This window comes from Faecalibacterium sp. Marseille-Q4164 (assembly GCF_017377545.1).
Classification (GTDB): Bacteria; Bacillota; Clostridia; order Oscillospirales; family Ruminococcaceae; genus Faecalibacterium; species Faecalibacterium duncaniae.
In genome coordinates, this window is record NZ_JAFREJ010000012.1 from 25,660 (window position 1) to 40,494 (window position 14,835).

10 protein-coding genes and 1 other annotated feature are annotated in these 14,835 nt (G+C 60.8%); all 10 genes read left to right on the plus strand.

Going from position 1 to position 14,835, the window contains the following annotated elements:
• Nucleotides 1–35: 35 nt before the first annotated feature.
• The 10 genes from J3352_RS10390 (at nucleotide 36) to J3352_RS10435 (ending at nucleotide 14,818) form a co-directional block, all read left to right on the plus strand.
• Nucleotides 36–2,651: a cell envelope biogenesis protein OmpA gene (locus tag J3352_RS10390; protein ID WP_097773313.1), complete on the plus strand. Its 2,616-nt coding sequence runs from the start codon at nucleotides 36–38 to the stop codon at nucleotides 2,649–2,651.
• Nucleotides 2,652–2,780: 129 nt separating this feature from the next.
• Nucleotides 2,781–3,479: a LytTR family DNA-binding domain-containing protein gene (locus J3352_RS10395; protein WP_097773314.1), complete on the plus strand. Its 699-nt coding sequence runs from the start codon at nucleotides 2,781–2,783 to the stop codon at nucleotides 3,477–3,479.
• Nucleotides 3,479–4,150: a sensor histidine kinase gene (locus tag J3352_RS10400; protein ID WP_097773315.1), complete on the plus strand. Its 672-nt coding sequence runs from the start codon at nucleotides 3,479–3,481 to the stop codon at nucleotides 4,148–4,150. Before J3352_RS10395 ends, J3352_RS10400 begins: the two co-directional genes overlap by 1 nt.
• A 215-nt stretch (nucleotides 4,151–4,365) precedes the next feature.
• On the plus strand, nucleotides 4,366–6,192 hold the full coding sequence (locus tag J3352_RS10405; RefSeq protein ID WP_242699944.1) for an ABC transporter ATP-binding protein: 1,827 nt from the start codon (nucleotides 4,366–4,368) through the stop codon (nucleotides 6,190–6,192).
• Nucleotides 6,189–8,045 carry an ABC transporter ATP-binding protein gene (locus tag J3352_RS10410; protein ID WP_156067276.1) on the plus strand — a complete coding sequence of 619 codons (1,857 nt, stop codon included), beginning with the start codon at nucleotides 6,189–6,191 and terminating at the stop codon, nucleotides 8,043–8,045. The genes J3352_RS10405 and J3352_RS10410 overlap by 4 nt, the downstream gene beginning before the upstream one ends.
• A gap of 266 nt (nucleotides 8,046–8,311) precedes the next feature.
• Nucleotides 8,312–9,298 (plus strand): Ig-like domain-containing protein, encoded by a 987-nt coding sequence (locus J3352_RS10415; protein WP_242699945.1) that lies wholly within the window; start codon nucleotides 8,312–8,314, stop codon nucleotides 9,296–9,298.
• Nucleotides 9,299–9,715: 417 nt separating this feature from the next.
• On the plus strand, nucleotides 9,716–10,348 hold the full coding sequence (locus tag J3352_RS10420) for a helix-turn-helix domain-containing protein (protein ID WP_156067283.1): 633 nt from the start codon (nucleotides 9,716–9,718) through the stop codon (nucleotides 10,346–10,348).
• 127 nt (nucleotides 10,349–10,475) lie between these two features.
• Nucleotides 10,476–11,537, plus strand: coding sequence for an SseB family protein (locus tag J3352_RS10425; protein WP_097773319.1), 1,062 nt, complete (start codon nucleotides 10,476–10,478; stop codon nucleotides 11,535–11,537).
• Between the two features lie 97 nt (nucleotides 11,538–11,634).
• Nucleotides 11,635–13,437, plus strand: coding sequence for a molecular chaperone DnaK (gene dnaK, locus J3352_RS10430; protein ID WP_097773320.1), 1,803 nt, complete (start codon nucleotides 11,635–11,637; stop codon nucleotides 13,435–13,437).
• A gap of 81 nt (nucleotides 13,438–13,518) precedes the next feature.
• Nucleotides 13,519–13,778, plus strand: a binding site (T-box leader).
• 113 nt (nucleotides 13,779–13,891) lie between these two features.
• Nucleotides 13,892–14,818 (plus strand): MetQ/NlpA family ABC transporter substrate-binding protein, encoded by a 927-nt coding sequence (locus J3352_RS10435; protein WP_035394877.1) that lies wholly within the window; start codon nucleotides 13,892–13,894, stop codon nucleotides 14,816–14,818.
• Nucleotides 14,819–14,835 lie beyond the last annotated feature (17 nt).

Genomic DNA, 14,835 nt, shown 5'->3' on the forward strand with positions numbered 1-14,835 from the left:
CCAGACCGCCGTGACCAGAACAGGGAGGGACTAGGATGCCAAAGGATGATAAGCGCAAAGAGCTGACACAGGAAGAAATCGATGCGCAGAACGAGAAGTTCCGCACGTTTTTCAGCACCAGCGTGGCACAGGTGCCCGAAGAGATGAAGCGCCGCGATGAGGAAAAGGAGAGCACCGGCAGCCTGCTGGGCAAGCTCTTCCACCGCGAAAAGGACAAAGAGGAGCCTGCCGCCGCCCCGGCCGTGCAGAATGAGCTGCCGCCCACGGGTGAGATCGTGCTGGGCCATGAGGAAGAAGCCGAGGCCGGCCTGGAGCTGGCATTGGAGCCCGGAGAGCTGGAGGAAGCAGAGCCTGTGGCTCTGCCCACCGCGCCGGAAGCCCCCGCAGCGCCGAAGCCGGAACCCCGGCCCGCACCCCAGCCCGAGAAAAAGCCGGAGCCGCCCCGCCGCCAGGAACCCCTGACCCCGCAGGAGCAGCAGGAGGATGCAGAGATGGCCGAACTCAAGGCCATGCTCTATGGCACCCCCAAGCCCGCCCCGGTGGAGGAGGTACAGGATGCCCCCGAAGAGGTGCTGGCCGTGGAGCCGGAAGCTCCTGCAGCGCCTGAGGGCCCGGCCATCCCCATGGTGTTTGCCGAGGATCAGTCGGTAAAGCAGGCGAAGTCTGCCCCGGAAGCCGCGCCAGAGGTTGAGCCGGAACCGGAAACGGCGTTCCAGTTCTTTGGCAAGGGCGCGGACGAGAACGAGCCGCAGGCCCCTACCCGCACCGAGGCCCCCAGCAAGGACGACAGCATGAGCCTGCCGCTGATGGGGCTAGAAGAGGACGAGGCACCCACCCGGCCTGCCGCCCCGGCAGAGGGAGCCCCGGCCCAGCCTGCTGAGGAAGCGGCCCCTGCCGCGCCGGAGGCTGAGGAGAAGCCTGAAGAGGAAGCCGAGCCGGAAACGCCCGAGCAGGTGGGGGAGAAGCTCCGCCGGATGGGCGCGGAGCTGACGCTGCGGTGTGTGCTGGAGGGCATCCTTGCCGTGGTACTGCTCCACTTTGGCCTTGTTGCCGAGGGGCTGCTGGCCCCTGTGGCCTCCCTTGACCCCGTGATCGCCCCGGCGGCGTTCTATGCCGCCAACCTGCTCTTTCTGGCCGGTGCGCTGGCTGTGGGCTGGCCTGTCCTGCGGGATGGCCTGCAGGGCCTCAAGGGCCGCCCCAGTGCAGACACCATGCCGGCGCTGGCCGCCTGCGGTGCGCTGGTGCAGGCTGCGGTCGCCCTGCTCAACGCCCAGAGCTATCAGAACTCCAGCTGGACGCTGCTTTCCGGTGTGGCTGCACTGGGCCTGTTCCTGGCCCTGCTGGGCAGCCGTGTCCTGCTGACTGCCGTCAGAAACGGCTACGACCTTGCCGCCCGATCCCCCGAAGGGCTGCAGGGCGCATTCCGTGTCCGGGATAAGGACCTGATCCGGGTGCTGGCCCGGAGCCTGGATCAGAAAGACCCCTGGGTGCTGCTCAGCCGCCCTGTCCAGTGGGACGAGGCGCTGGTGGAGCAGAGCTTCGGGGAGCGCGCCAGTGAGCGCCGCGCCCGCAAGACAGCCCTGATCCTGCTGGGTGCCGCCGTGCTCAGCGGGCTGGTGTTCCTGCTGTTTGGCGGCGGGCCCAACGGCATGGCCGCAGCCCTGACCTCCATGCTCTGCATGGGTGCACCGCTGTCCTCCACCCTGGTTGCGGGCATCGCTTCTCTGCGCCTGCAAAAGACCGCCGCCGCCGCCGGTGCCGTGGTGCCCGGCTGGGCTGCCATTGAGGAGCTGGGCGGTGTGGACACCGTGCAGGTGGATGCCGACGAGCTCTTTACCGCCGACAGCGTGAATCTGGAGGACATCCGCATCTTCAAGGGCGGCCGCATCGACCGTGCCATCCTCTATGCGGCCAGCATCCTCAACCACAGCTGTGAGACCCTGCGGGGCCTGTTCCGTCAGATCATCGAGGACCGCACCGAGATCCTGTACCCTGTGAAGGATCTGGAGGTCCACCACGGTCTTGGCTTTGCCGCCTGGTGCGATAACAACCGGGTGCTCATCGGCAACCGGCTGTACATGGAGCGGGAGGGGGTGCCCCTGCCTGAGCAGGAGTACGAGGATGAGCACTCCCAAAACGGCGCGCTGCAGATCCTGTATCTGGCTGTTTCCGGAAGCCTGCACGCTATGTTCGTGCTCCATTATGTGGGCGGCCGCAACGCCGCCCGCGGTCTGGAGGTGCTGCAGCGGGAGAACATCCGCCTGCTGGTCACCTGTGAGGACCCCAGCCTGACGGCCCGCCACATCACCGAGGCTTACCATCTGCCCGAGGGGATGATCACCCTGCTGGATCAGGAGCAGTGCAGCGCGCTGACCCCTGCCCAGCCGGATGAGACTGCCCGCTGCTGTATGTTGCATGATAAGGGCTTTGCCAGCCTGATCGGCGGCCTGCGCGCGGCGGAAAAGGCCCAGAACGCCGAGACGAGCGCCACCACGGTGCAGATGGTCTCGGTCTGGTTCTCGGTGGTCATCGGTGTTCTGCTGACCTACGCGGGCAGCATCGGCACCCTGTCGGTGGCAGCTGTCCTGATGTATCAGGCGGCATGGAGTGCTTTGAGCATTGCGGTCTGCGCCCTGAAACAGCACAACTGAAAATAATTCATAAAATGAAATCGTACAAAAAGAAGCGGCTGTCGTGTCAGCCGCTTCTTTTTGTTGCAATTGCGGACAAAGTGTGTCATACTTCTACCCAGAGTTTACGGAAAGAGAGGGGAGCCCGCTATGTCATACCGTGCCGCGATCTGTGATGACAGCACGACCGATGCTGAATTTGTGGGGAGCATTCTGCACCAGTGGGCCGCAGAGCGTGGCATTGAGGTGGAGAGTGAGCGCTTTGCCTCGGCGGATGCCTTTCTTTTTCGCTACGCAGAGGACAAAAGCTTTGACCTATTACTTCTGGACGTGGAAATGCCGGGCACGGACGGTGTGACGCTGGCCAAAACGGTGCGGCAGGAGAATGAAGCCGTGCAGATCGTGTTCATCACCGGCTACTCCGATTACATTGCCGAGGGCTATGACGTGGCTGCCCTCCACTACCTGGTGAAGCCGGTCAGCCGCGAAAAGCTCTTTGCTGTTCTCGACCGTGCCTGGGAAAAGCACCGCCGCAACGCCCGGTGCCTGAACCTGGAGCTTTCCGACGAGCTGGTGCGCCTGCCGCTGTATGAGGTGCGGTATCTGGACGTGCACCAGAATTACGTCACGGTTCATGCCAGGCAGGATTACACCGTCAAGCGGACGCTTGGTGAGTTCGAGGCCCAGCTGGACGAAGGCTTCCTCCGGGTGGGGCGGGGGATGATCTTGAACCTGAAACAGATCCGCCGTGTGACCAAAAAGGAAGTCGTGCTGGCCGATGGTACCGCCCTCCCATTGCCCCGGGGTGCCTATGAGCCCCTGAACCGGGCAATCATTGAGAGGACTTAATGATGAAACTTAAATTCTTTTCAAAGCTCCTCGATAAACGCATCGCCGCTTACCAGCGGGAGCTCATCGAGACCCACTACAAAGAGGTGGACAACATGTACCGCCAGATGCGGGGATGGCGGCACGATTACCGGGGACACATCCAGACCATGAAGGTGCTGGCGGCACAGGGGGATCTGGACGGCATCAAAGCCTACCTGGATGCATTGGATACCGACCTGAACACTGTTGATCTGGCTGTAAAAACCGGCAACGCCATGGCTGATGCCATCATCAACAGCAAGATCTCCCTTGCCAAGAGCCGAAATATCCCGGTGCAGATCGATGCCCATATCCCGGTCAAACTGAAAATGAGTGAGCTTGACCTCTGCTGCATCCTGGGCAACCTTTTTGATAACGCCATGGATGCCAGTGCGGAGCTGCCCGAGGAGGAGCGGCTCATCCGGGTATATATGGATATGAAGGGCACACAGCTCTATATCTCCTTCACCAATTTCACGGCAACTAAAAAGCAGAAAAAGCTTGCGGGCCGTTTTGTCACCACCAAGGGCGAGGGCCACGGCTTCGGGCTGGTGCGCATTGATGCCATCGTGGAAAAGCTGGATGGCTACCTCAGCCGCAACAGCGAGGATGGGGCATTCACGACGGAGATATTGATTCCACAGGTGTAAACCTCTCAGGCGCTCCGCGCCAGCTCCCCTGATTGGGGAGCCAAGTTCACGCTGCTACTGGCTTGCCTCTCCTACTAGGAGAGGTGGCAATGCGAAGCATTGACGGAGAGGTCCCTGCAATTCATCCCCCAAATCAGGCGTTTCGTCCCCGGAATGTGTCGGGGGCGATTTTTTGTGTTAGGATCATTGCCAGACAAGTGAAAGGGGATTCCAAAATGGGAAAGAACGAGAAAACCAAAAAGCCAAAGCCCAAATACAATGTCTGGCAGAACACTGCCTACATGCTCTCGGTGGCCTGGGACACCCGACGGAGCGTGCCGCTGCTGGTGGTGCTGCTGGCCGTCTGCACGGCAGGCAAGACCACTGCCGAAATGCTCATCAGCCCGGCGGTGCTGGGCAAACTGGAAAGCGGCGCGCCGCTGAGTCAGCTGCTGGGTGCCATCGGCGGGTTCACCATCCTGCTGTTTGCCCTGACCGCGCTGTGCTACTACATCGACCACCTCACCATGTTTGGCCGGTGCGGCGTGCGGCTGGAGCTGCTGAAGCGCATCAACACCAAGCGCACCCGCACGGCCTATGCCAACCTGCTGGATGAAGCCTTCCGTCTGATGTATCAGAAGGGCCACGATGCCTGTATGAACAACCGTGCTTCCGGCGAGGCTTTTTGGAAAAGTTGGACGGATATCATGACAAATCTCATCGGCTTCGGGGTGTATCTGGCTCTGCTGTCCGGGCTGAACCCCTGGCTCTGTGTCCTGACGGCCCTGACCGCTGTGGTGAGCTATTTTTCCACCAGGAATATCAACGAGTGGGGCTACCGCCACCGGGAGGAGGGGGCAAAGATCACCCGGAGCCTGCATTACCTGCGCAACACCGCCGAGGGACGCGAGTTCGGCAAGGATATCCGCATCTTCGGTCTGCGGCAGTGGCTCACTGACCTGTACGATTCTGCTTTGCGGCTCAACTATGCCTTTCTCGAAAAGCGGGAGCGCGCCTACCTGACCGCCAACCTCATCGACCTGGCCCTGCTGCTGGTGCGCAACGGTGCGGCCTATGCTTATCTGCTCTGGCTCACCGTGACCAGGGGCCTGCCGGTGTCGGAATTCCTGCTCTACTTCGGTGCGGCCTCCGGCTTTGCCCAGTGGGTCACAGGCCTGATGGAGCAGTTTGCCCTCCTGCGCAAGCAGAGCCTGGACATCTCCACCATCCGGGAGTTCCTCGAGCTGCCGGAACCCTTCCGGTTTGAGGAGGGCATCCCGCTGGAAAAGCGGCTGGATATGCCCTATGAGCTGCAGCTGGAGGATGTGAGCTACCGCTACCCCGGTGCGGAGAAAAACACCATCGCCCACATGAGCCTGACACTGCACCCCGGCGAGAACCTGGCCATCGTGGGCTTGAATGGCGCTGGCAAGACGACACTGGTCAAGCTGATCTGCGGCTTCCTTGACCCCACCGGGGGGCGTGTTCTGCTGAACGGGCAGGATATCCGGCAGTATAACCGCCGGGATTACTACAAGCTGTTTGAAGCGGTCTTTCAGGATTTCAGCGTGCTCTCCTGCACGGTGGCCGAGAATGTGGCCCAGGCCATGGACGGCATCGACGAGGAAAAGGTGCGGTACTGTCTTGACCAGGCAGGGCTGACGGAAAAAATCACATCCCTCCCGGCGGGGATCAAGACCCATGTGGGCCGGGATGTCTATCTGGACGGGGAGTTCTCCGGCGGCCAGACCCAGCGCCTGATGCTGGCCCGGGCCTTGTATAAAGACGCGCCTATTCTTGTGCTGGATGAGCCCACTGCCGCCCTTGACCCCATCGCCGAGGATGATATCTACCAGAAGTACAACGAGATGACCCGGGGCCGCACCAGCCTGTTCATCAGCCACCGGCTGGCCTCCACCCGTTTCTGTGACCGCATTCTCTTCCTTGAAAACGGCCGTGTGGCCGAGGAGGGGACCCACGACCAGCTGATGGCCCAAAACGGCGGCTATGCCAAGCTGTTTGCGGTGCAGAGCAAATATTACAAGGAGGGCAAGGCCGTATGAAAGAAGAAAAAATGACCCTGAAGGAAAGCGTCCGGCTGACCCTGCGGGCCTGGCGCTTTTACTGGAAAAATACGCCCCGCTTTGTGCTGTCCACCGTGCTGTGGGCACTGGCGGATGCCGTCAGCCCCTATGCCGTGGTCTGGTTCTCGGCCCGGCTGGTGGCTGAGCTGTCGGACGCGCGGGACCCGCAGGCCCTTGCCGTGGATGTGGCGTGGGTGCTGGGCGTGACCGCTCTGCTCACGCTGGTGCGGTCGGTCCTGCTCCACTGGAAGAGCGTGGAGCGGGAACAGCTGAACTGGCAGCTGGGCCATGACTGCTTTATGGAAAAGCAGATGTCCATGGATTATGCCGACGAGGACAGCCAGCAGGTCTACGACCTCTACAATTTCATCCAGCAGAGCGAAAGCTTCTGCGGCGGCGGCAATCCCAACGCTGTGGCGCTGCTGGACAGTGTATCCGCGGCGGTATTCCGTATTCTGGGCGGTGCGGTGCTGTCGGTGGGGCTGTTCACGGCCAGAGTGCCCGCCGGCCCGCTGACAGTCCTCAACAGCCCGCTCTGTGTTCCGGCAGTGCTGGTGCTGATCCTGGCCGTGGCGTGGCTCTCGCCGGTGTGCGCTTCCAGCGCGGGCATCAGCAGCCCGGATATCGAGGAGGAGGGCCGCTGGGGCAACCGGCTCTGGGCCTTCCTCATGGGGGTATGTCGGGACGACAAAAAGGCGCTGGACGTGCGGATGTACGACCAGTTCGAGTTTTTGAAAGATCACGCCGCCGTCTCCATGCCTGCCTTTGAGCGGGCCCGCAAGGGGAAATTCGGCATCCTGAATGCCACGGGCAACGCCGTTTCGGCTCTGCTCATGGGTCTTGCCTACCTCTTTGTATGCCTGAAGGCCTACGGCGGGGCCTTTGGTCTGGGCGCTGTGACCCAGTATGTGGGCGCAGCCACCAACTTTTTTGTGGGCATCGGCGGGCTGTTCACCGCCGTGGGCGACTGCAGATTCAACGCCCCCTACCTGAAAACGCTCTATGACTATCTTGACCTGCCCAACAAGATGTACAAGGGCAGCCTGACCACCGAAAAGCGGAGCGACCGCCAGTATACCGTGGAGTTCCGGGATGTCTCGTTCCGGTACCCCGGCAGCGAGCAATATGCCCTGCGCCACCTGAGCATGACCTTCAAGGTGGGGGAGCGGCTGGCCGTGGTGGGCATGAACGGCAGCGGCAAGACCACCTTCATCAAGCTGCTCTGCCGCCTATACGACCCCACCGAGGGTGTCATCCTGCTCAACGGCATCGACATCCGTAAGTACCGCTACGATGAGTACATGGATATCTTCTCGGTGGTGTTCCAGGATTTCAAGCTGTTCTCCCTGCCGCTGGGCCAGAATGTTGCCACGGCCCAGCATTATGATGCCGCCCGTGCCGCCGACTGCCTGCAAAAAGCGGGCTTTTCCGACCGGTTGGCCCGGATGCCCAAGGGGCTGGACACCTGCCTTTATAAAGATTTGGACGAGGATGGCGTGACCATCTCGGGCGGCGAGGCCCAGAAGATCGCCATTGCCCGGGCCCTGTACAAGGATGCACCTTTCATCGTGCTGGATGAGCCTACCGCCGCCCTGGACCCGGTGGCTGAAGCGGAGATCTACGCAAAGTTCAACGAGATCGCGGGCGATAAGACTGCAATTTATATCAGCCACCGGCTGTCCTCCTGCAAGTTCTGTGATGAGATCGCCGTGTTCGACCACGGCGAGGTCGTCCAGCAGGGCACCCATGAGGAACTGCTGGGGGAGCCGGATGGAAAGTATTACGAACTGTGGAACGCCCAGGCACAGTATTACACCGAAGAAAGCGCGTGAACCTGGCCTCCCTATCAGGGGAGCTGTCACCGGAGGCGACTGAGCGCTTTTTGGCCCTGATGTTCTGCACAAAAAAATCGGAAAAAACTGGAATTCCCGACGAAATCGGGTGCGAAAGCACAGCACTTTGGGCGAAAAACTTGACCCACATTGGCCGGACGTGTAAAATAAATCAATAGTGAGAAAAATCATGGACGCGAAATTTTTCCATGTGTGCGGCATTCCTTTGATCCCATGGGATGAAACAAGGAGGGAAGTTCGACCCAATGAAATGGAAATTCCAAACCGCGGGGCGGCTTCTGGCCCTGCTGGCTCTGAGCGGGGCCCTGCTGGCTGCCCCTCTGCCCGCGCAGGCCGCGCCCGGTGTGCTGACAAGCCTGACCGGAACCGGCTCCAAGCTGGAACTGGAGCTGACCGAGATGGAGCTGGAGATCACCGATGATGACCCCCGCCCCAAGGGCTACCTGTACACCAGCGGACAGAGCGATTATTACTTCATCGTCTGGATGAGCAGCAACTCCAATGTTGCCACGGTGGATGGCGACGGCAAGGTGACGGGCCGCAATGCAGGCACTGCCATCATCACTGCCATCTCCGACCACGGCGAACGCGCCGCCTGCAAGGTGACCGTGACCCGCAAAAATGAGGAAGCAGCCAGAAAAAAGCCCACGCTGGATACCACCAGCCTGAGCCTTGTGCTGCAGTACAATGACCTACACCCCGCCCACCAGCTCCAGCTGACCAACAGCGACCACTCCTTCCTCTATGTCTACCAGTGGATGAGCAGCAACCCCGAGGTTGCCACAGTCAGCGACAAGGGCCTTGTCACGGCTCAGGCGGCGGGCACCACCACCATCACGGCAATGGTCTCCAACGGCCAGGCTTTGCGGTGCAGCGTCACGGTGACTTCGGATATCGGCAAGGTGACCCTGAACAAGAGTGACCTGCTGCTCCGCACCGTGGGCACCCAGGAACGTCTGACGGCCACCGTTGCGGTGGAAGGCGGCGGCAGTGTGCCCATTACATGGGTCAGCAGCAACCCCGGTGTCGTTACCGTGGATGCGGACGGCGTGGTGACCGCCATTGCCGATGGAGAAGCCAAGGTCACGGCCCTTTCACCTGCCGGACGCTTTGACGTGTGCAGCGTTGTGGTGGGCATGGCAGCGGAAAAGTACGAATCTGAAGCCGACCTTGCTGACGAGCTCAAGCTCCCTGACCCCTACGTTGCCGTAAGGCTGAACAAACTGGCATAAAGTAAAAGCACCCGCCCATGGCTGTTTTTGACGGCTATGGGCGGTTTTTGCGTGTATGGAAACGGATGCGCTGGGAAAAACTTGCCGAAGAGGAATTTTTTGCAAAAAATATTTTGCGTTGCATGTTGTGGTGTACCTGACACATCCGGCTGCCTCCGGCAGGTGAAAAAGGACAAAATGGCCCGAACGTTGTTTAAGACAGGGGGCGGATGCCCCACGGAGCGGCAAAATCTCTGCAAAAAAGGCGGCTGTCCGGCTTGAATGACACATTTAACAAAAATTTGACGTGAAGTGATTGAATTTGCAACTCTTGACAGAAGGCGGGACAAACCATTATCCTTTTATCAGAGGAAAGTATTTTATGTCGCCAGACGTTGGAATGCCTGGTGTACAAGTGTGTGTCAGGAGGGAAAGAATATGACCAACTACCGGAACCGAATCGGGGAAGCCATTGCCTTTGCCCGGAACGTGGCGGGCAGATCTCAGCAGGAGCTTGCGGATATGCTGGGACGGGACAAGCGCACCATTCAGAAATGGGAGCGGGGCGAGATCCGCATTGCGCTGGAGGATTTTCTGGATGTATTCGATACTCTGCACCTGCCGGTGGGGCCCTATGAAATGTGGATCCTGCATCCGGAACTCTTTCCTCGCGGCATGGAGGATATCAAGGGCTTCAGCACCGAAAAGAAGCGGAGGACACTGGCGGATTATTATCTGCATCAGGCTGCACCGCTGGAGATCGAGCAGGAGTATTACATCCTGTTCGGCGACCACGGCAGCAACAGCTGCGGCATCCGGCAGGAGCTGCTGGCCAACCTGCAGACTCCGCTCCGTGACCGCAAACGGATCGTGAACCAGATCATCGACAACTACTATGAGGCCCGGGCCATCGGACATCTGACCGACCCGGAGGGCCAGCAGCCAGTGATGCCCATTCTGGAAGCCTGCTACGATGCCAGTGCACGGAGCGTGAAAGCCAACGAGAACCGGTACAGCATCGGCAGCATCGAGGACTATCTGGACGATGCGGAGAAACCGGCAGAGGAGTGAACCGAACAGCAGACGGCCATGTGCAGCCGCCTGCTGTTTTTGCGTTCGGCTGCCTGCGGGAAAATATTGTGAAATTTGCGGATTCCTGCTATACTTATCCTATTGATGAAAAAGAAGGGTGAGATAAATGGCATACAACATGGGCGGTCGGCGCTTCCGGCCGGTGGGCAGCGGAAAAAAGCGGACTGCGCCGCAGTACGGGCCGGTGGGCACAGGCTGCCCGTTTGTGGAGGAGGCCGTGGCGCGGCTGTACCGGGAGCAGAACGAGGAACATTTCTGGAGCCTGATGAACGCCCTGAACTATGCGCTGGAATTGCAGACCAAGGTGCTGGTTCCGCTGGATGCGGCGGTGGACCCCCAGAGCGGGGCCGCCCCCTGGGCACACCTGCCCATCCCGGAGGAGCGGGCCGAGGGCCTGCAGCCCTGGCTGCTCCACACCCGGAAGGAGCGGAACTATCTGCCGCTGTTTACCTCGGTAAAGAACGCCGAGGCGGAAAAGGCCAGCGCCACCCGCCCCATGGTGGAGCGCAGCCTGCGCAGCGCCATGGAGTATGCGCTGGAAACGGACGGCATCGATGGTGTAGTGCTGGACCCGTGGACAAGCTCTGCCACGCTGGATGTCTCCCTGCTCAGCGGGCTGCTGAGATCGGAGCGGGGGAGCGACAACCCCGGCGCTCAGGAGCTGGAAGCCGGGCACGCCGCCGCCCGGGCCGGGGATTGGCAGGAAGCGGCGGCCCGCTACACTGCCGCCGCCGAGGCGGGCAGCGCAGAGGCGCTTTCTGCCCTGGGGGACTGCCTGTATTATGGCCGGGGTACCCGGAAGAATAAGACCCAGGCCCGGCGGATGTGGAAAAAGGCCGCACAGGCCGGGGAGGTGCAGGCCATGATCGCCCTGGGGGATGACTGTGCTGCATCGGGCGGAGAGATGGCGGAGACCCTGCAATACTACCGCCGCGCCCAGAGCGCTGCCCGGGAGGTGCCGGACATCGCCTACACCCCGCAGGTCTGCCTGCGTCTTGCCCAGTACGAGACCCAGTACCTCTCCCGCAAAAAGGCGCTGCTGCAGGTGGCGGAGGCCGTGCAGGGCTTTCGGATCCTGCAGGCCGAGGGCGAAACGGATGCTGCCGACTGGCTGCGGGAGGCTGAACTGCTGACGGATCAGCTGCTGGCCGACGATAAAAACGCCTGAAACACAGTTTCTTTACATTTGTTCTAAGAAATCGTCATAGGAAACCGGTAAGATATTCAAGGAAATATTCTGCGCCGAAGAAAAGAGGACAAGCACTATGAGCAAAGTGATCGGAATCGACCTTGGTACCACCAACTCCTGTGTGGCGGTGGTGGAGGGCGGCAAGCCTGTGGTCATTACCAACGCCGAAGGCGAGCGCACCACCCCCAGCGTGGTGGCCTTTACCAAGGATGGCGAGCGTCTGGTGGGCGGTGCGGCAAAGCGCCAGATCGCCACAAACTCCGGCCGCACGGTGTCCAGCATCAAGCGGTACATGGGTTCTGATCACCGGGTGCATATCGATGGCAGAGACCTGACCCCGCAGGAGATCAGCGCCATGATCCTGACCAAGATCCGCCGCGATGCCGAGAGCTACCTGGGCGAGCCGGTGACCGAGGCCGTCATCACGGTGCCTGCCTATTTTGACGACAGCCAGCGCAAGGCCACTCAGGACGCGGGCCGCATTGCGGGCCTGAATGTTCTGCGCATCATCAACGAGCCCACCGCCGCCGCGGTGGCCTACGGCCTGGACAACGAAGCCCCCCAGAAGATCCTGGTCTACGATCTGGGCGGCGGCACCTTTGATGTTTCGATCATCGAGATCGAGGACGGCACCTTTACGGTGCTGGCCACCGGCGGCGATACCCATCTGGGCGGCGATGACTTTGACGAGCGCATCGTTGAGTGGGCTGTGGCGGAGTTCCGCAGATCTGACCGCATCGATCTGACCAAGGACCCCGCCGCCATGGGCCGCCTGAAGGAGGAAGCGGAAAAGGCCAAGAAGGAGCTTTCCAGTGCGCTTTCCGCCCAGCTGAACCTGCCGTTTATCGCGGTGGGCAAGGATGGCCCCCACCATCTGGATCTGAGCCTGGGCCGCCCCCAGTTTGAGATGATGACCGGTGACCTGCTGGCCCGCACCGTTCAGCCGGTGCAGAACGCCCTGCGGGATGCCGGGATTTCCGCCAGCCAGCTGGGCAAAGTCCTGCTGGTGGGCGGCAGCACCCGGATGCCTGCTGTGGAGCGGCAGGTCCGGGAGCTGCTGGGCTGTGAGCCCAGCCATACCCTGAACCCCGATGAATGCGTGGCCATGGGTGCCGCCGTGCAGGGCGGCCTGCTGCAGGGCGGCGGAAAGCTGGCCGGTGCCACCGGCGCGGCCGCGCAGGGCCTTGTGCTGATGGATGTCACCCCGCTGACGCTGTCCATTGAGACGCTGGGCGGCGTGGCCACCCCCCTCATCACCCGCAACAGTATGATCCCCACCCGCAAGAGCCAGATCTTTACCACGGCCCGCCCCATGCAGACCAGCGTGGAGATCAACGTGCTGCAGGGCGAGCGCCACTTTGCCCGCGACAACAAGAGCCTGGGCAAATTCAAGCTCACCGGCATCCGCTCCGGCTTCTCCTCCAAGCCCCAGATCGAGGTCACCTTTGACATTGATGTGAACGGCGTGGTCAAGGTGTCTGCAAAGGATCTGGGCACCGGCCGGGAGCAGAACATCACCATCACTGGCAGCACCAATCTTTCTGAGAACGAGATCCAGCGCGCCATGGCCGATGCCGCCGCCTACGAGGAGGAGGATACCCGCCGCAGGGAGCGGCTGGAACTCCACAATCAGGCCGAGATGCTGGCTTACAAGGTGGATGAGGCCCTCTCCAAGTGCAAAAAGGAGCTGGACAAGGACGAGAAGAACCGAGTCAAGAACGACCTTGCCAGCCTGCGCCGCTGCCTGCGCAAAGATAAGCCCGAAAAGATGAACGAGACCGAGGAAGCGAACCTCCGTCAGGCAAAATCCCAGCTGGAGGCCAGTGCCAACCACCTGATGGTGCTGTACAGCACGGAGCAGGATGCCGGCCGGCAGTAAACGGGCAATTCCCTACTGAAAAACTTCGTTGAAAGGGTTGACAAACCCGGAAGAGTGGGGTATTATGTATGCAATATCACAAAAATGGCTGTGAAGAGAAGAGTAGGTTTTCGCATTGATCCTTCCAGAGAGCCCGGGCGGTGGAAAAGGGCAGGAAACAGGGAACTGAAAATGGTCTCGGAGCCGCGGGGGCGAAGTGCAAGAGTGCTAAGCCTGCGACGGGAGCGCCCGTTACAGCGTCCGGTTGTCGCGTTGCAAAACGCCGCAGCAGTGAGGCTGTCTCTGTGAGGGGACAGTAAACCAAGGTGGTACCACGGAAGTTTTACGCTTTCGTCCTTGTGGGTGTATGCCCGCTGAGGACGGAAGCGTTTTTTATTTTGCTTCCGGTGCAAAGGGTGCGGATTGTGCCGCACCGCACAAAAACATTTTTGTAAAAGTAGAGAGGGAAAACAAAATGTCTAAGATCACTCGTCGTAATTTTCTGAAAGTTTCCGGCGTGGCCGCTGCTGCCGCTGCCCTGACCGCCTGCGGCGGCTCTTCCTCCACTGCAAGCTCCGCCGCTTCCGGCGCTGCATCCTCTGAGGCTGCCTCCACCGCTGCCAAGCTGGACAAGATCAAGGTCGCTGTTCCCAACGACACCACCAACGAGGCCCGCGCTCTGACCCTGCTGGAGAAGAACGGCTTCTTCAAGCTGAAGGCAGATGCAGGCCTGACCGCCACCAAGAACGATATCGAGGAGAACCCCCTGAACGTCAATGTGGACGAGGTCGAGGCTGCTCAGGTGCCCAACGTCCTGCAGGATGAGGACTACGCTGTCATCAACTCCAACTACGCCATCTCCGCCGGTCTGGACCCCATGACCGACGCTCTGGCCATGGAGGACGGCACCTCTGCCTACGTCAACGTTCTGGTCTGCAAGGAAGGCAATGAGGAGGAGCCCAAGATCAAGGCTCTGGTCGCTGCCCTGCAGAGCCAGCAGGTCAAGGACTTTATGACCGAGAGCTACGGCGGCGCTGTGGTCTCCGTTGTGGAAGACCCCACCGACGGCTATGATCCTTCCATCGATTATGACGCACTGAACGGCGAGACCGTCAGCTGCGCTGCCACCCCCGCTCCCCATTGCGAGATCCTGGAGGTCTGCAAGCAGATCCTGGCCGACAAGGGCATTACGCTGGACATCCAGGAGTACGATGACTATGTGATCCCCAACACCATCGTTGAGGATGGCCAGTGCGACACCAACTACTTCCAGCATCAGCCCTACCTGGACAACTTCAATGAGGAGAAGGGCACCCACCTGGTCTCCGTTGCTGGCATCCACGTTGAGCCCATGGGCATCTACGGCGGCAAGCAGAGCGACCTGAGCCCGATCGAGGGTTAAGCGAACTCCCCCAGTCA